A 20,661-nucleotide genomic window follows, 5' to 3' on the forward strand; every position below is an offset into this window, starting at 1 on the left:
AGCGATGGGAATGACTCTAGGCGCTCCTGGATGCAGCCGGCCTTTTTCCGCAGCGCCGATTGCGAGCAAGAATGTCCCCTAAGCCATCCTCAAGGAAGTCGCGATGAACAGCACCGACACCGACAAAGCCTTCAGCGGCTCCATCCCGAAGCTGTATGAAACCCATCTCGTTCCGCTGATCTTCCAGCCTTACGCCGACGACATGGCGCGCCGGCTGGCGTCAAGACCTCTCGCGCGCGTGCTGGAGATCGCCGCCGGCACGGGTGTCGTGACCCGCGCCCTGGCGTCCGTGTTGCCCGAGCAGGCCGCGATCATCGCCACCGACCTGAACCAGCCGATGCTCGACATGGCGTCTTCCATTGGGACCAGCCGCCCAGTGGAATGGTGTCTCGCGGATGCGATGCAACTGCCCTTCCCGGACGAAGCATTCGATGCCGTCGTATGCCAGTTCGGCGCCATGTTCTTCCCGGACAAGCCGAAGGCGTTTTCCGAGGCGCGCCGCGTGCTTAAACCGGGCGGAACCTTCATTTTCAGCGTCTGGGACAAGATCGAAGAAAATGAATTTGCCGACATCGTGACGGCAGCCCTCGCAACCCTGTTCCCCGACGACCCGCCGCGTTTCATGGCGCGCACACCGCACGGCTATCACGACCTGGCAGCCGTCGCCCGTGATCTCGCGGGCGGCAGCTTCACCCGAACGCCCGCATTCACCACGCTCGCGGCCCGCAGCCGGGCCGACTCGCCCAGGATGCCCGCGTTCGCCTATTGCCAGGGGACGCCGTTGCGTAACGAGATCGAGGCACGCGATGCCTCGCGGCTGGACGAAGCGACCGACGTCGCGGCAAATGCCATTGCCGCTCGGTTCGGAAACGGTATTGTGAACGGAAAGATACAGGCGCACGTCATCACTGTCGAAAAATGATGGCTCGGCAGGGCAGGCCATGACAGCGGACATAACATCTGCAATGTTCGCGGCCCCCTGGTGTCAGTCGAATATTGACGACGGCGGGTTCGATCCGTGTTTCTCAAACAGCATCGGAGTACCGGCGCCGCGGAGCGAAGAAGCTTTTTGCGTAATTGGCATGCCGCAGACCGCAACGCTGAGCGAAAGCGCCATGGCAGTTTTTTGCGGATCGTAGCCGCGTGACCATGGCGACTGAAAAATAGCGTTGGAGTCCGGCAGGGAAGCAAGTGAAGTCGACGGGACCGGCCCGTTCAAAGATCTGAATAAGTCGTTGTTCGCATTCGTAGAATCAGAAGATGATGGGTTCGTTGCAGCAGCGGACAGCTATGCAGCGTCAATCAGCTGACAATTCGCCGCGGCAACGCCGCTCCACGGAAAGACTATCACCCTTATAAAGACGATCCATAAAAAAACCGCCCTATGCGGGCGGCCTTTTTTTAACGCTTTCCTATCCAAAGACGGTTTAGTATTTGGCGTTCGCAAATTGAGATAGGCAAGTCAAAACTGCTCCCACTCTTCATTAGTGGCGGGATCAACCCTGTTCGGACGATGGGGCGGCAAAGCAGCCAATACAGTAGAACTTGACTTCTGATTCAACGGCGTCGCCGATGTGACAGAAAATTGTGTCTTCTTCGGCGCTTCTGCAACGGCAGCAGCTTGCGTGGCATGAAGCTTAAACACGCTGACAACTTCAGCGAGTTTTCCGGCTTGATCTTGCATGGCTTCCGAAGCCGCAGCCGCTTCTTCGACCAATGCAGCATTCTGCTGTGTTACCTGATCCATCTGGCTGATAGCCTGATTGACCTGTTCGATACCCGCGGTCTGTTCCTGACTTGCGGCGGCAATCTCGCTCATGATGTCTGTCACGCGCTTGATACTGTCCACGATCTCTTCCATCGTGGTTCCTGCCTGATCCACCAGCTTCGCGCCGATATCGACTTTGTCCACGGAGTCGCTAATGAGAGCTTTGATTTCCTTGGCTGCCGCAGCCGAGCGCTGGGCAAGATTACGCACTTCACTCGCCACAACTGCAAAGCCGCGCCCTTGTTCGCCAGCTCGTGCCGCTTCGACAGCAGCATTCAAGGCCAATATATTGGTTTGAAATGCAATACCATCGATCACGCCAATGATGTCCACGATCTTCTTCGATGCCTCATTGATAGAGGCCATGGTGCCGACTACCTGACCTACGACTGTTCCGCCCTTGGCGGCAATGTCAGACGCAGAGGCAGCCAGCTGATTGGCTTGACGCGCATTGTCGGCATTTTGCTTCACGGTCGAAGTCAGCTCTTCCATTGAGGAGGCAGTCTCTTCCAGCGAGCTGGCTTGTTCTTCGGTACGCGACGACAAATCTTGGTTGCCGGCTGCAATCTGGCTCGACGCCGTCGCGATGGTATCTGTGCCAGACCGAACCTGCGCAACAATCTTATTCAGGTTCTCATTCATCGTCTTGAGCGCCTGCATGAGTTCGCCAGTCTCGTCTTTGGACGCGACGACAACATTGCGGCTGAGATCGCCGTCGGCAACGGTGCGAGCGACTTCCACCGCTTCACGCAATGGCACGGTAATACTGCGCGTCAGCAGCCACGCCAGCAAGGCACCAAGGGCAAGCGCTACGCCACCGCACACCATCAGAAATGCTTTACCCGAATCGACCGCCTCATCCACTGCCGCTTTTGCGTCTTCGAAAATGCCATCTTGGAGTTTAACCAAGTCCTGAACCGATTTGTCATACGCGGCCATAGCGGGGCTCATCTTGCCCTCAATGAGCGCTTTGAAGGCTGCCGGATCCTTGCCTGGATTGTCTCGCATGGCAAAGACCTGGGTTCGAATGTCTATATATTCTTTGCGGCGCTCCCCAATGGTGGCGAGAATCTTCTTGCCTTCCTCACTTTGAATCATGGGTTTCAGCTCTTCCTGGATCTTAGTGATCTCGGCGCTTCTCGCCTTCATTCTGGCAGCGATTTCTTCATCGTCCTTGGCATCGGTGGCTCTCAGTCTGGCTTCAGTCAGACCATCATTCCCGATATTCCCGGCATACCACCTCTCGCTGAGCCGCGCTTTATGGATAGCGATATCCATTTCATTCTTGGCTTTTGCAACATCCTGAAGCCGCATTATTCCGATCAAGGTTAGAAACAAAGTCAGTACGAGTACGGCTGCAAAGGCCATGCTAAGGCGCATGCCGATTTTCATATTGGTGAAAAACATTATTGATTCCAAAACTAAGGTGTTGATGAATAGGCTTTAGGGTTTCCCCGTCAACTAATTTGCGTACAGTGACAAATCAAGCTGCCAGTTTCTCGATGAGCCCCATTTCTGCAGAGGACATGAGCTGGTCGATATCCAGCAAGATGACCATGCGCTCATCGATAGTGCCCAGACCGGTGATGTAATTGGTGTTGAGTGCGGTCCCCATTTCCGGTGCCGGCTTGATCTGTTCGCTGGTCAATGTAATGACATCCGACACGCTGTCGACCACCATACCGATGACCCGATCGCCGATGTTAAGGATGATGACGACCGTGAACTGGTCGTAGCTGGGCGTGCCCAGCTGAAACTTGATGCGCATGTCGATGATCGGCACGATCACCCCGCGCAGGTTGATCACGCCCTTGATGAAATCCGGGGCATTGGCAATCCGCGTCACCGCTTCATAACCGCGGATCTCCTGCACTTTCAAAATATTGATGCCATATTCTTCTCCGCCGAGTCGGAAGGCGAGAGATTCGACGGCAGAACTGCCTTGTTGCTCATTTTGCATGACACAGCTTCCATTCTGAAAATCGTAAAGTCGTAGCGAAGGCGTTCCGCTTGATTGCAAAGAACTCGATCCCACTGCAGCCGTTAACGACGGCGCGCGCATGGACTTTAGGTCCTTCTTCAGATTAATTGGGGGAAACAGAAATAGGATAGTCGCTTCAACACAGTGGCGATCCAATGAGAAGTTGGGAGAAAGCGGTGTTGTCTGGTGCTATGAGTGAGTACGAGCGAGCGACCTGCGCCTATCACACTGACAATTGGGAGAGTATTTCAGCGAGCTCATCCCGATTCGTAAGCGACAGAGTTGTTACCGTTTGTTTCAAATACATGTCAGCGAGACATTACTAATTGACCTGTTTGTAATGAATAAAGCGTAATATTGCCGCGCGGCATCATTTGTCTTGATGCGCGCTTTATTTATTAAGGAGAAGTAGTCAATGTTGCACCCGAAGTCAGCCCCATTCCCCGCACTGCTGGCGCTAACACTAGCGGCGGCCAGTGCACAGGCAGTCGAGCAAACCGGTAAATATTGCGATACGCCGTCGCGCTGCATGAATCCGGCCACGACGCAAGCCATGGTTACCACTTCCAACTACCAGGCGACTCAGGCAGCTGTCCAAGTGTTGAAGGAAGGCGGCACGGCAGTTGACGCCGCCATCGCGGCAGCCTCGACCCTGGCAGTGGTCTATCCGCAAATGAATACCATTGGCGGCGACAATTTCTGGCTGATCTACAACGCAAAAACGGGCGAGCTGCGCGCGCTGAATGCAAGCGGTCGCGCTGGCGAAAAGGCCACCATCGCTTTCTACAAGAACCAGGGATTTTCCAAGATTCCGTCGCGAGGCTATCTGGCAGCCAATACGGTGCCCGGCGCCGTATCCGGCTGGGACGCGGCCTATCGCTACTCGCAAGCGAGCATGGGAAGCAAGATGAAATGGCGCCGCCTGCTCGATTCCGCTATTGGCTACGCCGAAAATGGGTTCGTGGTGACACCCTCCCTGGAAATGTGGGGCAAGATCAACGTGGATCCGAAGGACTCGGAGTTCCGCAACCTGCAGCGCTTCGAAGGATTTAAAAAGACTTACCTCAAAGCCGATGGCTCGCCCTACAATGCTGGCGAAATCATGAAGCTGCCAGAATTGGCTGCGTCACTGCGACTGATCGCCAAGGATGGCGCGAAGGCGTTTTACCAAGGACCGATTGCCGACAAGATCGTGCAAGACCTGCAGGCGCATGGCGGTGTACTGACCAAGAAAGATTTCGCGCAGCATACCGCTAACTGGGTGCAACCGCTGCATGTGAATTATCGTGACACCGTCGCCTATAACTTCCCGCCCAACACGCAAGGATTTGCATCCTTGGAAATCCTCAACATCCTCAACAACTTGGATGTCAAGGCTGCTGGCGAAGGCAGTGCTGATTATTACCACATGCTGATCGAAGCGACCAAGGAAGCTTTTGCCGACCGCGATCAGTACCTGTCCGACCCGGATTTCGTCAAGATTCCGTTGGACTACCTGCTGTCACCGAAGCATGGTCAGGAACAGGCTGCCCGCATCAAAATGGCCCAAGCCGCTGCCACAGTCAAGCCGCTCGAACCCAAAGGCGATACAGTTTGGTTCGGCATTGTGGATAGCCAGGGCAACGCCGTGTCCCTGATCCAGAGCATTTACCATGACTTCGGTTCGGCCATCGTTCCGGCTGGTACGGGCGTGTTGCTGCAAAACCGCGGCAGCTTTTTTTCACTCGACCCGCAGCACGTGAATCATTTAGAGCCAGGCAAGCGCACATTCCATACGCTTAACCCAGCCATGCTGATGAAAGGTGGAAAGCCTTACCTGGTGTACGGCACCATGGGTGGTGAAGGGCAACCGCAGACGCAAGCGGCAATTGTCACTCGTATCGTCGACTTTGGCATGAGCCCGCAAGACGCGATCAATGGTCCACGCTGGCTGCATGGCCGCACCTGGGGCGTTTCCACCAACGACTTGAAGATCGAAGGCAGGGTGCCGGCAGCAGTGACCGAGGAATTGAAAAAGCGCGGCCATCCGGTCAAAGTCGTCGACAACTTTACGGATGCGATGGGGCATGCAGGCGCCATTCTGATTGACCCAGTCACCGGCGTGCGCTACGGCGCGACCGATCCGCGCGGCGACGGCTTGGCTGCCGGCTTCTAAGGCCTCCGAGCTACCGCAAGGGTACTCGGTGGCCGGATCACCGGGTACCCAGCAATGTTGCTTGAAACGTCGCGCAATGTAGCGACAAAAGTTGACCCTGCATTTGAACAACTTCGGCAAATGCAACCTGCGATCCTCAACTGCACAGTTGAGCAGTTGGGGCTCGCTGGAATACCTGCAGCAAAATTTCGGTGTCGCGACCGGATTCTGGCAATGTAGCCGAGTCCTGTCCTGGCTATCTGGCGCGCCAATCCGGCGGCCGTGCCCATCTTCCCAATTACGTCGAATGCCGCTGTTCGCAAAATTCACTCATCGATAAATCGATTGAGTGCGCTTCCGGTTTCAAGGAATAGACTGATGAAATACTGGACCAAGCGAAGACTATCCATTGACTGAGGGCGCATGCCAGCGCGATATAGCAGACGGGCAATTAGCAGGTCCACATCTTCCAATTGAGCAAAGCTACGCTTTAGCTCTCCTATGGCGCCAGTACAGTGGGTCGCCCCAGCAGCTTGGAGCTGGCGCAGGTTGGCAAGTCGAGGCAAGGCCACCCGCAACACATTCTCGTAAAAAAAGGCAGCGCGCAAAGTGCCTGACGACGCGTCGTGACCGATACCTGCTGCTCATCGGCCAGATACGTAAGATCAGCGTGCACTGCGAACGGACCCACGATGGCCGGATGGCGCAGGGGTGAAACCGGATATAGCATTTTTTGGTGTCCACGTTCTGGCAATCGCGTCAAAGGGCATTGAATTCGCTTGAGGGTAATTTCGCCGGCACATTGGTTTCGTATCCCGGAGCTCGCACGTTACAGTTGTTATCAAGAATGGCGAGCGCATCGGCGAGATTGGTGCGCATGACAGAGATCTGAGCAATGCCGATGCGATGTATACGAACGACGATGCTAGTCTAGAACACGTTCTCTACCAAATGTAGACGCGGTATTTCGAATCGTGCGGACCTGCACCTATCTTAGAAAACCAATGCACCGCTTAAAAGGAGACAATCTTGGCGGAAGTCCCATCCATCTTTTCGCTTGCAGGCGAAGACCGGGCACAGCTGGACAAGCAAAGAGCCGTTGTCGAGCACTACCTTGCCGATGAAGAATCAAGGAAGAGGTACCAGACGGCAGCAGGAAAGCTAGGGACCCTGCGAGCCCTGCTGGAGGCCAGGGTATTCAAGCCGGAGCAGAGCTATGAACTGCAGTGCATGGGCGTGGTGCCGGGCGATGCATTCGTGCAGGACATGGTTTTTGAATGGGTGATTGTCGAAGATGAGCAGGGCCGGGACCCGGCCATCCGATATCGGGACACGAGCATCATTCTGTACCCGTTTACGATGATTTCCAAGCGGATCGAGCGTGGGGACGAGGTCGACATTTTCGATCTCTACAACGGCATTGCCGGCAGGGTAGAGGAGATGGCCGCAAACGGATTTTGAAGAGCGATAAGCCACTTCGTGCAATACAGGCGGCAGGCTGGCGCATGAACGATGCAGCGAAAGCACGCTGAGCGTATCTTGCGCATCCGTTCACAGCGCCGGATTCAGCACCGTCCTCTCGCCATGGTCCGCATCTTCCGCACGCACCACCACCGCTGAAATATTGTCGCGCCCGCCATGCCGGAGCGCCAGGTCGACCAGTGCCGAGGCGGCCTGATCGCAGTCGCCGGCCGCCAGCACATCGCGCATTTCCTGCTCGCTCACTTCATTGCTCAGGCCGTCGCTGCACAGCAGGAACATGTCGCCATCCTTGGCCTGAGTCGTTTCTTCTTCCAGCTCCAGCAGGTCATCGGCGCCGATGGCCCGCGTGATCAGGTTGCGGGCAGGGTGCTGCAGGGCTTCTTCGGGAGTGATCCTGCCGCTGGCCATCAGTTCTTCGACCTGGCTGTGGTCGCGCGTCAACTGCTTCAGCCGGCCATTGCGCAAGCGATAGATGCGGCTGTCGCCCACCCACAGGTAGCCGCAATGGTGGCCACATGCAAGCAGCACGACGACGGTGCTGCCGATGATCGGCACGTTCCGGTTGACTGCTTCGGTGCGAAGCTGATGGTTTACGGCCTGCAGGCCGTTGCGTGCAGCAGCAAGGAATTCCAGCAGGTCATTCGGGGGAGGAAGCGCGTTCAGGGTATCGACAATCATGCGGCTTGCGAGATCGCCGGACGCATGCCCGCCCATGCCGTCGGCCACAGCCCATATGCCACGGTCCGGCTGGTCGAGGCACGCATCCTCGTTGCGCTGGCGGACCCGGCCTGTGTGGGAAAGGGAAGCTGATGTCCAGCGAAATTGCATTCGTTGAAGGCGCTGCTTGGAGTTCGTTCAATAACAGGGGACCACCTCAGTCGGCGCAAGGCCAATGCATGGCGACGTGAACATGGTTGACGGATACCAGGAGCTGCATGGGCAGCCTGTCGTATTGTAGGAAATTCCAGCCTCTGCGGAGAGGGGATCGTGTGCGGAGTGTGACCTGGCTCACGCCTTGCAGCGTCTCAAGATGGAATGCTGACAATGCGCGATTGTTGAGCGGCATGGCAGCGTTCATTGAGCTGTTGAGACAGGGAGAAGCAGGTGGTGCCGACATCGTCACGGCCGGTACGCAAAAGCCGCGCCGCAGCGGGGAATGTTTCTCCCGCTGCGGCACGCTTGCAGGCTTATGAGGGCCTGATCAGAACGCCCACATCGGAACCTTGGGGAAGTAGCCGTTGTTGACGGTAACCACGCTGGACAGATCGACCTGGGTCACGGAAGCGACATTGCCGATGCCGTTCTGGCCGATGACGGACACGTTGGTGCCGCCACGTACGGCGCGCATGGCTTTGCGGTCGAGGTCCTGGCTGAGGGGCAGGTCTTTGATCATGAGTGCGGACATGGTGATTCTCCTTGAGTAAGTTGGGTTGAGAGTTGTGAGCATTTGATTGCACACGCCAGACATACAGCAGGGACTGTGCCAGTCGCGGCCCTGCCTTCGCTGGCATGACCCAAGTCTTTGAATAAAAAGGGAAATAGAAGAACGTCAAGCGCGCGAAGTGGCGTCGTTGCTTGGCGAGGCGCCATGGAGATGATGGGCGGTGGCCAACAGCTTGCAGCGCACTGTCTGGCACAGTGCGACATCTCGGTGCCTGTGGCGCTGCGGGCCACGGTAACGTGCATTCATGCTTAAGTGAAGCAGGAAATTTGCTAAATCGTTCCGGATGGAGGTGACTGTCCTCATTCTTTTCATTACCCTTAGTGCGTTCGATAACAATCCCGCAAGTGATACCTGATGAGCCAATTGAAGCAGACCGAACAACACCGCGACACGGGACCCGCCGTTAACGATATCCGGTCAGAGGCCGGAAGCGGTTCGGTCGGCGAAGTCTTTCTCGCCTTCCTGAAACTGGGCCTGACTTCGTTTGGCGGGCCGGTCGCCCATCTGGGTTACTTTCGGGCCGAATTCGTGCAGCGCCGCAAATGGCTCGACGACAAAAGCTTCTCCGATCTGATTGCGCTCTGCCAGTTTCTGCCGGGCCCGGCAAGCAGCCAGGTCAGCATCGCGCTCGGCCTCGGACGGGCGGGATGGCTCGGCGCATTCGCAGCCTGGGTGGCATTCACCTTGCCATCCGCCATCGCCCTCATCTTGTTTGCCTCCGGCGTGACACATTGGGCAGGCCTTTCGCAGTCGGGCGCTGTTCATGGGCTCAAGGTGGTCGCGGTGGCGGTGGTGGCGCAGGCGGTATGGGGCATGGCGAAATCGCTTTGCCCCGACCGCCCCCGGGCGGGAGTCGCCATCGGCGCTGCCTTGCTGGTGCTGGCCGTGCCTTCCGCGGCAGGGCAAATCGCCGCTATTGCAGCGGGCGGCGTGATCGGCCGCTGGGTATCGAAGGTTAATCATCTGCCTGCCGCCACGCACCGTGACTACGGCGTCAGCAAGATCACCGGAGCTGTTTTGCTGCTGGTCTTCGTAGCATTGCTGGGCATCCTGCCAGTCGTTGCCGCAACCTCGCACTCAACTGTGCTTTCCGCCATCTCCGTGTTCTACAAAGCCGGTGGGCTGGTATTCGGCGGCGGGCATGTCGTGCTTCCCTTGTTGCAGGCCGGAGTCGTTCCGACCGGCTGGGTCGGCAATGACGCTTTCCTTGCCGGATACGGGGCGGCACAGGCGGTGCCCGGTCCTTTGTTCACGTTCGCAGCGTATCTTGGGGCCGTCATGCCCAGCCCCCTGGGTGGATGGGGCGGCGGATTGATCTTGCTGGCCGCCATCTTCCTTCCGGCATTCCTGCTCGTCGTCGGCGCATTGCCATTCTGGGAACTACTGCGGCAGCGTGATGCCGTGCAACGGGCAACGGCAGGCGTCAATGCCGCCGTTGTCGGAGTGCTGGCCGCAGCGCTCTACGACCCGGTCTGGACCAGTGCCATCCACATGCGCAGCGACTTCGGCCTGGCCCTGGCAGCGTTTGGCTTGCTTGTATACGGGCGGGTTTCGCCGGTCATTGTCGTCATCCTCTCTGCGCTCGCGGGCTGGGCAATGGCGATCTGACCGGGCGAACCGGAACCAGGCCCATACCGCAGTCGTCGAATTCCTGGTCGTGCAAGCATTGCTCGCCGTGGACTCCCGCGGCGCAAGGCTCGCCGCTATGCACCCGGGAGGCATGACGATGTTCAAGCGCAGGGATTTTTTGGTCACGACGATCGCGAGCAGCGGTCTCGCAGTCGCTGAATTGCCGGGCACCCCGAGCTTCGCTGCAGAGCAGGAGAAGAAGGTGACGGCCAACGAAGACTTGATGCGTGAGCACGGCGTGCTGCGCCGCGCTTTGCTGGTCTACGCTGCTGCAGCCGAGCTGCTGCAGCAGAAGCCCGGATCTGTTCCCGCGGCGGCGCTGACGAAAACCGCCAGGCTGTTCCGCAACTTTGGCGAGGATTATCATGAACGCCGCCTCGAAGAAAAAATCATCTTCCCCGCCGTAAGAAAGCTCAAGGGACCCGCGGCCCGCTATCCTGATGTACTGGAACAACAGCATGACCGCGGCCGCGAGCTGACCGACTATGTGATGCAGGTTTCCAAGAGTGGAACGATCGGCAGCGCTACCGCTCCGGTGCTGGCCAAGGCATTACAGCAATTCAATCTGATGTACGACCACCATACGGCACGAGAAGACACGATTGTCTTCACTGCATGGAAGGATTCGCTGTCCGGGAATGCCTATGACGAAATAGCCGAGCAGTTCGAGAGCATCGAAAAGCAGGTCTTTGGCCATGACGGCTTTGAGGAGGCGGTCAAGCAAATCACGAGCATCGAAGAAGAGCTTGGCTTGTCCGATATCGCAAAATTCACCATGCCCACGCCGCCGAGATAACGCGGAAATTTGTTTCCGGTAGCACTTACCCGGACCGATAGTCGTTAAGTTCCACTGCCGCTGCCAGGTTCCGGCTCAACCGCTTGTATCGGAACAAGAGTCGCGAGCCGGCCGTACGCTGTCGGCGCGCAAGCCGGCATTGCCCGGGAGAGAGCGGTACCGGACAACGCCGGTGCTTTGCGCTTTCCTGACGCGCTGTCCCTCTTTGAGAAAGGCGTCTGCGGATTTACTTCAGCAGCTTGCTTCTCGTCGTCAGCCTGTCGGCATTCGACAATGTGCTGGACGCAAAGCCGGTGGGATAGGAGACGATTCGCGATCCTCGGGATAAGGTGCTGCGGGGGGCAACGGAGTGACCACGGGTACGGGCACCACCCGTAATCGCACGCATCGCTTCGCGATCCAGTTCGATGCTGTCCGGCAGGTCCTTGATGACGATATTGGCCATGACATGGTCCTTTGGAGAAGGATGGTCTGATGCGACCATCGGGGAGGAAAGGGAAGATGGGATCGGCATGAATCCGCATCCAGTATAGGTCAGTCAGCAATCAACGCATCGCATCCCGGGGAGGAATACTTCCTCCCCGGGATGCGGAACGCAGGCTTATGCTGGCCTGATCAGAGCGGCCACAGAGGTCCCTTGGGGAAGTAGCCGTTGTTGTTGACGGTGAGTACGCTGGACAGGTCGACTTGAGTCACGGAAGCGACATTGCCGATGCCGTTCTGGCCGATGACGGACACGTTGGTGCCGCCACGTACGGCGCGCATGGCTTTGCGGTCGAGGTCCTGGCTGAGGGGCAGGTCTTTGATCATGAGTGCGGACATGGTGATTCTCCTTGAGTAAGTTTGGGTGAGAGTGATGAGTATTGGACTCGATTGCTATTTCATTTAGCAGGGCAGATGCGGCCGCTTGAAGAAGTCGTTGTTGATGGTAACCAGGTGCGACAGGTCGACCTGGGTCACGACAGCCACGTTGCCGATGCCGTTCTGGTCGATCACGGATACGTTGGTGCCGCCGCGCACAGCCAGCATGGCTTTGCTATCGAGGTCTTTGCTGACAGACAGGTCTTTGATCATGAGGGTGGACATGGTGATTCTCCTTAAGTAAGTCGGGTTGAGAAGATTGAGCATTTTGTTGGGCTCGCCAGACATACAGCAGGGACTGTGCCAGTCACGCCTTCGGCTGCAGAGTCAACGCTTAAGCCTTTGAATGCAAAAGGAAATAGAAAAACGTCAAGCGCCGGCGACAATCAGAGCACTCATGCCGGGCCCATGCGGATGACGGGCGCGGACCAACACAATGCAGTCCTCTGTTCGGCGCGTCACGACAGGCCTCGCCCGCCGGGATTGCGCATGAATACGTGCACGTTACACAGTGCAAATTGACGCTCTGCATCGATGCATGCCGGCGCGTATCCACACTGAAAAGCGACCGCGACACGACCGGATATTCGCCCGCCGGCATGCCGGCCATCATGCTTGACAAAGCCATCAATGAGGCAGTGAATTTACAAGTACCGCCTGTGTCTGAACCAGTGTGGTCTTGCATGAAGAAGCATGGGAGCGGGGCGGTCGCGACACATAACAACTGAAGCAAGGAAAGAGCGACCGGGAAACTCGGTGTGAACAACAATGGCTAATCTGGCGCACGCGATTCGCAGCTTCCAGAGCGGCGGCCTGTCGCCCCGGGAGTTTTTCGCGCAGGTTGATCGTGCATTGGCGGCAGAACAACCCAATCCCGCGCGCCTGCTGGAAATCCTGAGCGACGAACACACGCGGACCCAGCTGCCGCCCGACGTATATACGGAGTTGCAGAGGCGGATCGAGCACGCAGTCAAGGCCAAGCAGGACGCGAGCGACGACGCGACCCGGGTGCAGCCCCAGCCCGCCTATCGCGCTGACCCGCAGCCGGCTTCGCCGGTACATGCTGAAGCCAGGCAACCGGAGCCGGACCGGATGAAGGGCATCGGCGATACCCTGAACGGCCGCTTCGTGCTGGAAGAATGCATCGGCTTCGGCGGCATGGGGACGGTGTACAAGGCGCTCGACCTGCGCCGGCTGGAGGCTTCCGACCGCAAGCCGTATATCGCCATCAAGGTGCTGAATGTCCAGTTCCGCGGCCATCCGAAATCGCTGATCACCCTGCAGCGGGAAGCCAAGAAGGCGCAGACGCTCGCGCATCCGAACATCGTGACGGTGTACGACTTCGACCGCGACGGGTCGACGGTCTATCTGACGATGGAATATCTCGCCGGCAAACCACTGAGCCAGACGCTCAGGATGCCAGGATTCGAAGGCATGCCTTATGCGCAAGCCATTCATATCGTCAGCGGCGTTGCCAAGGCTCTGTCCTATGCGCATGAGCGCGGGTTCGTGCATTGCGACCTCAAGCCGGCCAATGTCTTTCTTACGGATACGGGGGACGTCAAGGTCATCGATTTCGGTATATCCCGCGTATTCCAGAAGCCGGCGGAGGATGCGGAAGCCACGGTGTTCGACCCGGGCAGCCTCGGCGGACTGACGCCGGCCTATGCCAGCCCGGAAATGCTGGAACACCGCGCGCCGGATCCGCGCGACGATATCTATGCCCTGGCTTGCATCACTTATGAGCTGCTGACCGGGAAGCATCCCTTCGACCGCCGTTCCGCCATCGATGCCCGCGCCGCAGGCATGAAGCCGCAGCGGCCGAAGAATCTCGACCAAAGGCAATGGCGCGCCCTGAAAGCGGCCCTGTCCTTCGATCGCGACAGCCGCACGCCCACGGTGACGCGCTTTCTGCAGGAAATCAGCGGGGAGCGACGGTCAAGCAAGTATTTGGCGCTGGCGGGCTCGACGCTGGCGCTTGCGGTGCTGCTTGCCTTGGGCGCCGGCTATTACTGGACATCGCGCCATCCGGAAGGCGGGGAGCAGGCCACCGAAACTCCGACCGCCGAAGGCGCGGCACAGAACAATGCGGCGACCAATACAGCGAACAATGCCACGCGGGCCCCGGCACCCGCACCTCCACTCTCGCTCGCTGCCGTGCAGCCCGTCCTTGAGCGCGTACCCTGTTCGGCGCTCGCGCCTTCGGTAGACGGCGACGCCTTGCAAGTCCGGGGGTATATTCCGGCGAGTTTTGGCGCGGCGCGCCTGAAGGGCATGCTGGAGGCGGTGCCCGGTGTGCAGACGCTGAACCTCGACGTGCAGCAGGTGAGCGATGAGAAATGCAGGGTGATCAATGCCTTTGCGCCGTACTGGAAGAGCAACCGGCAAGCCGGGGGCGCTGCATCCATCCATACCAAAGCACCCAATGCAGAATTGAAGGAAGGGGATGCTCTGGTCGTTGACATCACGACACCCGGTTACGATTCCTTTGTCTATGTCGATTACTATGCGCTGGATGGCAGCGTGGCCCACCTGGTGCCGAGCCGGCGCGCCAGGGCCAACCAGGCGCCGCCCGATTACAAGGCGACGGTGGGAGGGCTCGGGAACTGGGTGATTGCCGGGCCGTTCGGCACCGAACTCATCGTGCTGCTTGCCGTACCCGCGCCACTGTTCGAAAGCTTGCGCCCGGACTCTGAAGCGGGGGGCGATTACTTGCAGGCAGTGGAAAAACAGCTGAAGCAGATCGCGGCCAAATACGGAACGGACAAGATTGCCGCCGACTTCGTGCAGATCAGTACCCGCCCGCGCAAGCCCTGAGTTTCTTATTTGAGGTCCCGCGCCACCCGAAAGCCATTCTGCGCCTGGCGGACGCTGGCGTCGTACTTGAAGCGCGTCGTCACGGGCATGTAGCTTGCCCCTTCGCGCCAGGAGCCGCCGCGGATCACCCGCACCCGGCAATTCGGATCATTCCACGCGCGGCCATCGCCGGGCGCGCCCTTGAAGGAATTGTGCCAGCAGTCGCTGACCCATTCCCATACGCTGCCGTTCATGTCGTAAAGACCATAGGGATTGGGTGCGAAGGAGCCGACGTTCTCCGGCCCTTCCGGGTGCCACGGCCCGCCGCATTCCTTGCAATTGGCCTTGCCCTTGCTCATCTGCTCGCCCCACCAGTAGCGCGTGGAAGTGCCGCCCCGTGCCGCGAATTCCCATTCGGCTTCGGTCGGCAGGCGGTAGGGCTTGCCGCTGACTTTGCCCAGCCATTTCATGTACTGCTGGGTATCGTCCCAGCTCACGTTCCGCATCGGCATGTTGGCGCCCTGGCTCGTATCGCCTGCTATCTTCGGGCAGCCACCGGCGTCCGCGCAGGCATTCCATTGCGCGACCGTGACTTCATATTTTCCGATCGCAAACGGTGTCCTGATCGTTACCTGGTGGGCCGGCTTTTCACTCGGATCGCTGGCATTGCTTCCCATGGTGAATGTCCCATGCGGCAAGCCGATCAGTGCCGGGCATTCGGGACAGTCCTTGAGTTCGCTGACGCGCCCCGCTGTCGACGGCGGGGCTTCCGCCTGAGACGGTGCGGCGGGAGCCGGGCTGGCGCGCTCAGGAGCAGCCTTCCTTGCAGGCGCGGAGCGGGCGCGTTCAGCCGGCTTGGGCGCGGGCTGGGTGGGAGGGGCGGCTTTGGTGGCAGGCTGCGCTTCTTCCTGCGGCGTCTCGGCTTTCGGGGCAGCCGCGCGCAGGCGGGCGATGCGGGCCTTGGCCAGGGCGGCAAAGCGGCCGTTCGGATAGGCTTGCAGATAGGCTTCGTAATCGCTCGCGTGGGTGCTGTCCTTGATCGAGTCCCAGAAGGTGAGCTCGTACTGCTCGGCACTGTCCTTCGGGATGACGCCGCGGCTGCGCAGCGCGGATGCGGCTTCCTGCCCCGTCAATGCGAGTGTCTGCACCTGCTTGCCTTGTGCGGCCCCGGTGAACGCGAAGCGGCTCGACAGCGATGATGCCATCCAAGGCAGCTGCCGCTGTTTGCTCCTCTGCAGCACTGTCCCTGCAGCCAGATGCAACATGGCTTCAATATCCAGATCGGGATCGGCGATGGCTTGCAGCAGAGCCGCCGTATAGAGCCCGTGGCGCGCATCTTCGGCAGCCGGCGCACCGGGACGGGTGGCATAGGCGACGATCGTCTGTTGCGCCGTTTCCGGCAGGCTTGCTGCCGGTGTTGCGGAGGGTGTGCCAAAGGGATTGCCAAAGGGATTGTCCAGGCAGGCGTCGAGTATGACGATATTCAGCTTGTCCGGCCGGGGCCTCGACATGGCTTCCAGGATGGCATGCAGGTCCATGCCATGCGTCAGCAGGCGGGCGGGGAAGCGCTCATCCGCATCCACAGGCACCAGCAGCGTCCTGTCGCGGACCTGCAGGCCATGGCCCGCGAAATAGAACAGGCCGATGCCGCCGGCATCGAGGCGCCGGCTGAATTCACGCAGTGTTGTCTGCATACCCTGCGCATCCAGGTTTTCCTGGCGCATGACTTCAAAGCCCCTCGATTCCAGCGCGGCACTGATCGCACGCGCATCGTTGACCGGACTGGCGAGCGGATCATCGCGGTAATCCTCGTTTCCGATTACGAGTGCGACGCGCCTGGGTTCGATTCCGGTTTCGGCATGCCCGGTACCCGACGCAACAGGCTCAACCGGAACACGGTCCGGCTGCGCGTTCGCGTCGAGACCAAGGGCCGGGACCAGGGGCATGGCCCCGAGCATCCAAACGATCAAAAGTTTCCGCCACACAGCCTGGCCTTTAGAAGTCCGCCGATGCGCCATGGCCCGATTCATCCCGGCGTGATGGCGTTGATGTCGATTGGCTCATGAAAACGCCTGCGCATAAGGACAAGCTGGGCTGGAACGCAGGCATATGCATCCCAATGTATCTTTGATCCCGCTCACACAATTCTGTTTATATCAAAGTATCTACGCGTCGCTTTGATAAATTCATACAGTGTCTCGCACAGAGTTCTAGCGCGAGCAGCGAGCAATCGCGCGCGCTGCCCCCTTTGCTCCCTCTACTGCCTGCCCGCATGTCCGCCCCGGCGGACACTGGCACCAATTCCATGCACGCATTCGAGGCGGGTCATCTTCAGGAGGTGCATGGCATGATGATGCAAAGAACTGTAGTGCTCGCTGCCATACTCGCGGCGGCTTCGGGATTCGCCTCCGCTGCCGGGACGCCCGCTCCGAAGAATGCGGAAGTCTATGTCATCTGGCCGCCGAACGGCGCCGTGATTCAAGGCGGCAAATTCTGGGTACGCATGGGCTTGCGCAACATGGGCGTGTGCCCGAAAGGCATCAATCTTCCCAACGTGGGCCATCATCATTTGCTGATCGACACCGAGCTGCCGGCAATAAACGAGCCCATTCCGTCGGACCGCAATCACTTGCACTTCGGTGCGGGAGAAACCGAGGCGCGCATCGAACTTCCTCCGGGGAAGCACACCTTGCAATTGCTGCTGGGAGACCACGATCACGTGCCTCACGATCCTCCCGTGTATTCGAAAAAGATCTCGATCACGGTGCGATGAGGGACAGCTCCGGAGGAACCATGACCAAGGCTTATGCGACTGCCGCCTTTCTTCTTTTTTCCGGAATGGCCTATGCCGGTCCCACTCCGGCGCCGGCCAATGCCCACCTCTACATCGGCTGGCCCAACGACGGGCAGGTGATTGCAGCCGGCAAGCCTTTCCGGGTATGGTTCGGCTTGCGCGACATGGGCGTGGCACCGAAAGACGTGAAGTTCCCAAATACCGGCCACCATCATCTCCTGATCGATACCGAGCTGCCCCCCTTCGACCAGGAAATTCCATCCGACCGGAACCACCTGCATTACGGCATGGGCGAGACCGAAACCCAGCTGGAACTGCCGCCGGGAAAACATACCCTGCAACTGCTGATGGGGGACGACAAGCATATTCCCCACAACCCGCCGGTCTATTCAAAAAAGATCACGATCACCATCAAGTAAATCCGTCTGGCATCCTGATAGGGGGCATTAATGATCCCGCCCTGCCTTCCTCGTTTGGTTTGATCCCGATTAAGTAACCGATAGTTGATGCGCTGACAGGGATGCATGGCAGGCCTAGGCTGAACGAAAGGCGTCCGGTCCCGGCCCTTGTCTTCGATCCGTCCCTGACAGCTCGCGGTGCAACCTGGCTGCCCTTCATTTCCTGATTGCGCAAGAGGTTCGCGATGTCTTTCCACGTCTTTTGCAACAGATATGGCCTTGCCAGCCTGCTCGCTGTCATTCTCGCCGCCTGCGGCGGTGACGGAAGCAATGGTCCGGCAAATGCATTATCGGGCGGCACGCAATTGGCCACCACGACGATCGTGCCGGGTACGGCCGATCCGGAAACCAGTCCGTCGCCCTCGAGCGGAGCGACAAACGGCACAACACCTGCAGCCACGGATACCGTACCGACAGGCACTGCGCCGGGCGACACCACAGGTACGACGCCAACAGGAACCGCTTCCACGCCTGCTGGCACAAGCACGACGCCGGCCGGTACCGGCACAACACCCGCCGCGACCGGAACGACGCCGGCAGGCGGCACCACACCCACCGGCGGTACCGGCACGGCAGGAACAGGCACGGCACCCGGAAGTGCCGGCACGACACCTGCGACTACCGGCACTCCCTCAACCGGCACCACGCCCATAACGACCGGCACGACGCCGACCATTCCCGGAACGACAGTGACGCCGCCCCCGACGGGGACAGCACCGCCGACAAGTCCGAAAGCACCGGTCGATTTCGTGCTGCGCACCACTCTGCCGGTCAATATTGCCGGCCAGCCGGTTACCTTTCTGGCGATAGTGACATTCAACTCCGGCTCCGGCTTTTCGCCGCGGCCGACCTCCCCGCCGACAGGCACGGTGAAAATCCAGCTCGATGACCAGCAATGCGATGCAGTGCTGCAGCCGTCGCCCACCGGCCTCGCTGCCACAGGACAATGCACCATCCAGAAATCGCCGGCTCCCGGAATCGCGCAAGTGGCGCTCTCGTACTCCGGCGATGCCGTCTATGCACCGGCAAGCACCAGGCAACCGGTCAATTTCGTTGCGCCGGATTCGGGTACGGCGCCGGTGGATTTCAATCTCAGCACCATGAAGCAGGTGAATGTCGCTGGCGATCCGGTGACTTTCATCCTGTCGCTCGGCTTCGACGCCCGATCGAATTTCTCCCCGAAGCCGACGGTGGCGCCGACCGGCACGGTGAAATTCCAGTTCGAGGGGCATCAGTGCGAGGGAATGCTGAGCCCGGTGCAGCAAACGCCCTTGACGTCGACCGCCCAATGCACGTTTCAGAAATCACCGGTGCCCGGCGTGGCGGAAGTGGCGCTGGCTTACTCGGGCGACACGGTGTATGCGCCCGCGAGTGACCGGAAGGGCGTGAACTTCATCGCGCCCGAACAGAAAGCGCCGCCGGAACCGGTGGTCGTGCAGCCGCCGCCGTCGAGCACGATCATCGTCACCGTCGTCAATACCGTCAATGTCACGGTGAGCGGCAACAATAACGGCGGCAATGCCGGCGGAAACACCAACACCGGTGCACAGCCGACCAGCCAGGCCGGGCAGCCTGCCCAAGCGCCATTGCTGGACGCCACCGCCGCGCGGTTCAACGGGCCGTTCGGCATTGCGCGCGACAGGCAGGGCAACCTGTATGTATCCGACCAAAATAATTTCACGGTCCGCAAGATCGCGTCCAATGGCGCGGTCACCACGCTGGCCGGCAAGGCGGGCGAAAAAAGGAAACGTCAACGGCATCGGTTCCCAGGCCAGGTTCATGGCGCCCGGGCCGATTGCCGTGGATGACAAGGGGAATGTCTATGTGATCGACAACCGGGATTTGCGCAAGATCACCGCGCAGGGTGTGGTCACGACCCTGGTCGCCACGCCGACGACAATCCTGTTTGACCCGAACATGTTCAACCTGCCGAATGGTCTCGTGGTGGATACCACGGGCAACATCTTCGTGACGGACTATCTTGCCGCCGTGATCTGGAAAGTCACGCCAAATGGCCAGATGTCCCGGTTTGCCGCAATCGGCACCGGCCCGTCCGATCCGACCGGCTCCGGACCGAGCGGCATTGCCATCGATGCCTTGAACAACCTGTATGTCACCGACTTGCCTTATATCCAGAGCGCCGGAGGCTTCAGCCTGGTGCGCAAGGTCACGCCGGACGGCAAGGTGAGCACCCTGGTGGATGCGTCGACCGGCCTCGTCAATGCGCGCGGCATCGCGATCGACAACGCCGGCAACCTCTTCATCAACGAAAGCCTGCTGATCGTGAGAGTCAATGTTGCCGGCGCGCTGGTCACCTACCAGCTCCCGGCGAGCCCGGCGGGCGGCACGATCACGGCCACGGGCATTGCACTGGATACGGTCGCGGACAGGCTCTATTTCACGGATGCAGCGCGGCACACGGTGGATCGGCTCGATCCGGGCGGTGCCATCAGCGTCATTGCCGGCCGGGCCGGGGAAGTGGGCAATGCCGACGTCACGCAATAAGGCAATGCAAGAT

The 20,661-nt window shown here is 59.4% G+C and carries 18 protein-coding genes; 10 read left to right on the top strand and 8 right to left on the bottom strand.

The window, feature by feature from the left end:
* Positions 1 to 103: 103 nt before the first annotated feature.
* The gene (locus HGHM_RS17595) at positions 104 to 922 is read left to right on the top strand and encodes a class I SAM-dependent methyltransferase (protein WP_019142880.1); all 819 of its coding nucleotides are present in this window, start codon (positions 104 to 106) and stop codon (positions 920 to 922) included.
* A 540-nt stretch (positions 923 to 1,462) separates the two neighbouring features.
* Here HGHM_RS17595 and HGHM_RS17605 read toward each other — a convergent pair.
* Both HGHM_RS17605 and HGHM_RS17610 read right to left on the bottom strand, forming a co-directional pair.
* Positions 1,463 to 3,175, bottom strand: coding sequence for a methyl-accepting chemotaxis protein (locus tag HGHM_RS17605; protein ID WP_019142882.1), 1,713 nt, complete (start codon positions 3,173 to 3,175; stop codon positions 1,463 to 1,465).
* A 76-nt stretch (positions 3,176 to 3,251) separates the two neighbouring features.
* Positions 3,252 to 3,728: a chemotaxis protein CheW gene (locus HGHM_RS17610; protein ID WP_019142883.1), complete on the bottom strand. Its 477-nt coding sequence runs from the start codon at positions 3,726 to 3,728 to the stop codon at positions 3,252 to 3,254.
* Positions 3,729 to 4,278: 550 nt separating this feature from the next.
* Here HGHM_RS17610 and ggt point away from each other — a divergent pair.
* Both ggt and HGHM_RS17625 read left to right on the top strand, forming a co-directional pair.
* Positions 4,279 to 5,904 carry a gamma-glutamyltransferase gene (gene ggt, locus HGHM_RS17615; protein WP_019142884.1) on the top strand — a complete coding sequence of 542 codons (1,626 nt, stop codon included), beginning with the start codon at positions 4,279 to 4,281 and terminating at the stop codon, positions 5,902 to 5,904.
* A gap of 1,008 nt (positions 5,905 to 6,912) precedes the next feature.
* The gene (locus HGHM_RS17625; RefSeq protein WP_019142886.1) at positions 6,913 to 7,344 is read left to right on the top strand and encodes a DUF3806 domain-containing protein; all 432 of its coding nucleotides are present in this window, start codon (positions 6,913 to 6,915) and stop codon (positions 7,342 to 7,344) included.
* A 90-nt stretch (positions 7,345 to 7,434) separates the two neighbouring features.
* Here the strand turns inward: HGHM_RS17625 and HGHM_RS17630 are convergent, their stop codons facing one another.
* On the bottom strand, positions 7,435 to 8,193 hold the full coding sequence (locus HGHM_RS17630) for a PP2C family protein-serine/threonine phosphatase (RefSeq protein ID WP_019142887.1): 759 nt from the start codon (positions 8,191 to 8,193) through the stop codon (positions 7,435 to 7,437).
* Between the two features lie 373 nt (positions 8,194 to 8,566).
* The gene (locus tag HGHM_RS21755; protein ID WP_019142888.1) at positions 8,567 to 8,770 is read right to left on the bottom strand and encodes a hypothetical protein; all 204 of its coding nucleotides are present in this window, start codon (positions 8,768 to 8,770) and stop codon (positions 8,567 to 8,569) included.
* 393 nt (positions 8,771 to 9,163) lie between these two features.
* Between HGHM_RS21755 and chrA the strand changes: the two genes are divergently transcribed.
* Positions 9,164 to 10,417, top strand: a complete 1,254-nt coding sequence (gene chrA, locus HGHM_RS17640; protein ID WP_019142889.1) for a chromate efflux transporter — start codon at positions 9,164 to 9,166, stop codon at positions 10,415 to 10,417.
* 49 nt (positions 10,418 to 10,466) lie between these two features.
* Positions 10,467 to 11,234, top strand: a complete 768-nt coding sequence (locus HGHM_RS21760; protein WP_245549291.1) for a hemerythrin domain-containing protein — start codon at positions 10,467 to 10,469, stop codon at positions 11,232 to 11,234.
* 226 nt (positions 11,235 to 11,460) lie between these two features.
* Here HGHM_RS21760 and HGHM_RS17650 read toward each other — a convergent pair whose 3' ends face one another.
* The 3 genes from HGHM_RS17650 to HGHM_RS21765 all read right to left on the bottom strand — a co-directional run bounded on the left by HGHM_RS17650 (position 11,461) and on the right by HGHM_RS21765 (position 12,320).
* A complete protein-coding gene (locus HGHM_RS17650) occupies positions 11,461 to 11,748 on the bottom strand; it encodes a hypothetical protein (RefSeq protein WP_407635411.1) in 288 nt (95 codons plus the stop codon).
* Positions 11,749 to 11,849: 101 nt separating this feature from the next.
* Positions 11,850 to 12,056, bottom strand: a complete 207-nt coding sequence (locus HGHM_RS17655) for a hypothetical protein (RefSeq protein WP_019142892.1) — start codon at positions 12,054 to 12,056, stop codon at positions 11,850 to 11,852.
* A gap of 63 nt (positions 12,057 to 12,119) precedes the next feature.
* Positions 12,120 to 12,320 carry a hypothetical protein gene (locus HGHM_RS21765; RefSeq protein WP_019142893.1) on the bottom strand — a complete coding sequence of 67 codons (201 nt, stop codon included), beginning with the start codon at positions 12,318 to 12,320 and terminating at the stop codon, positions 12,120 to 12,122.
* Positions 12,321 to 12,863: 543 nt separating this feature from the next.
* Between HGHM_RS21765 and HGHM_RS17670 the strand changes: the two genes are divergently transcribed.
* Positions 12,864 to 14,912, top strand: a complete 2,049-nt coding sequence (locus HGHM_RS17670; RefSeq protein ID WP_019142895.1) for a serine/threonine protein kinase — start codon at positions 12,864 to 12,866, stop codon at positions 14,910 to 14,912.
* Positions 14,913 to 14,917: 5 nt separating this feature from the next.
* Here the strand turns inward: HGHM_RS17670 and HGHM_RS17675 are convergent, their stop codons facing one another.
* The gene (locus HGHM_RS17675) at positions 14,918 to 16,837 is read right to left on the bottom strand and encodes an SUMF1/EgtB/PvdO family nonheme iron enzyme (protein ID WP_245549292.1); all 1,920 of its coding nucleotides are present in this window, start codon (positions 16,835 to 16,837) and stop codon (positions 14,918 to 14,920) included.
* A gap of 407 nt (positions 16,838 to 17,244) precedes the next feature.
* Between HGHM_RS17675 and HGHM_RS17680 the strand changes: the two genes are divergently transcribed.
* The 4 genes from HGHM_RS17680 to HGHM_RS17700 all read left to right on the top strand — a co-directional run bounded on the left by HGHM_RS17680 (position 17,245) and on the right by HGHM_RS17700 (position 20,648).
* Positions 17,245 to 17,664, top strand: coding sequence for a DUF4399 domain-containing protein (locus HGHM_RS17680; RefSeq protein WP_026076168.1), 420 nt, complete (start codon positions 17,245 to 17,247; stop codon positions 17,662 to 17,664).
* 20 nt (positions 17,665 to 17,684) lie between these two features.
* The gene (locus HGHM_RS17685) at positions 17,685 to 18,104 is read left to right on the top strand and encodes a DUF4399 domain-containing protein (protein ID WP_019142898.1); all 420 of its coding nucleotides are present in this window, start codon (positions 17,685 to 17,687) and stop codon (positions 18,102 to 18,104) included.
* Between the two features lie 224 nt (positions 18,105 to 18,328).
* A complete protein-coding gene (locus tag HGHM_RS22960) occupies positions 18,329 to 19,951 on the top strand; it encodes a hypothetical protein (protein WP_148415754.1) in 1,623 nt (540 codons plus the stop codon).
* Positions 19,923 to 20,648, top strand: a complete 726-nt coding sequence (locus HGHM_RS17700) for an NHL repeat-containing protein (RefSeq protein WP_026076170.1) — start codon at positions 19,923 to 19,925, stop codon at positions 20,646 to 20,648. Before HGHM_RS22960 ends, HGHM_RS17700 begins: the two co-directional genes overlap by 29 nt.
* Positions 20,649 to 20,661 lie beyond the last annotated feature (13 nt).

This window comes from Noviherbaspirillum massiliense JC206 (genome assembly GCF_000312045.1).
GTDB lineage: Bacteria > Pseudomonadota > Gammaproteobacteria > Burkholderiales > Burkholderiaceae_D > Noviherbaspirillum > Noviherbaspirillum massiliense.

Coding starts and splice junctions, on each gene's coding strand:
- HGHM_RS21755 (WP_019142888.1), bottom strand. CDS start 8,770: ATGTCCGCACTCATGATCAAAGACCTGCCCCTCAGCCAGGACCTCGAC.
- HGHM_RS17605 (WP_019142882.1), bottom strand. CDS start 3,175: ATGTTTTTCACCAATATGAAAATCGGCATGCGCCTTAGCATGGCCTTT.
- HGHM_RS17680 (WP_026076168.1), top strand. CDS start 17,245: ATGCAAAGAACTGTAGTGCTCGCTGCCATACTCGCGGCGGCTTCGGGA.
- HGHM_RS17630 (WP_019142887.1), bottom strand. CDS start 8,193: ATGCAATTTCGCTGGACATCAGCTTCCCTTTCCCACACAGGCCGGGTC.
- HGHM_RS21765 (WP_019142893.1), bottom strand. CDS start 12,320: ATGTCCACCCTCATGATCAAAGACCTGTCTGTCAGCAAAGACCTCGAT.
- HGHM_RS17700 (WP_026076170.1), top strand. CDS start 19,923: ATGGCGCCCGGGCCGATTGCCGTGGATGACAAGGGGAATGTCTATGTG.
- HGHM_RS22960 (WP_148415754.1), top strand. CDS start 18,329: ATGTCTTTCCACGTCTTTTGCAACAGATATGGCCTTGCCAGCCTGCTC.
- chrA (WP_019142889.1), top strand. CDS start 9,164: ATGAGCCAATTGAAGCAGACCGAACAACACCGCGACACGGGACCCGCC.
- HGHM_RS17670 (WP_019142895.1), top strand. CDS start 12,864: ATGGCTAATCTGGCGCACGCGATTCGCAGCTTCCAGAGCGGCGGCCTG.
- HGHM_RS17655 (WP_019142892.1), bottom strand. CDS start 12,056: ATGTCCGCACTCATGATCAAAGACCTGCCCCTCAGCCAGGACCTCGAC.
- ggt (WP_019142884.1), top strand. CDS start 4,279: ATGAATCCGGCCACGACGCAAGCCATGGTTACCACTTCCAACTACCAG.
- HGHM_RS17610 (WP_019142883.1), bottom strand. CDS start 3,728: ATGCAAAATGAGCAACAAGGCAGTTCTGCCGTCGAATCTCTCGCCTTC.
- HGHM_RS17595 (WP_019142880.1), top strand. CDS start 104: ATGAACAGCACCGACACCGACAAAGCCTTCAGCGGCTCCATCCCGAAG.
- HGHM_RS17675 (WP_245549292.1), bottom strand. CDS start 16,837: ATGCCCCTGGTCCCGGCCCTTGGTCTCGACGCGAACGCGCAGCCGGAC.
- HGHM_RS17685 (WP_019142898.1), top strand. CDS start 17,685: ATGACCAAGGCTTATGCGACTGCCGCCTTTCTTCTTTTTTCCGGAATG.
- HGHM_RS17650 (WP_407635411.1), bottom strand. CDS start 11,748: ATGCCGATCCCATCTTCCCTTTCCTCCCCGATGGTCGCATCAGACCAT.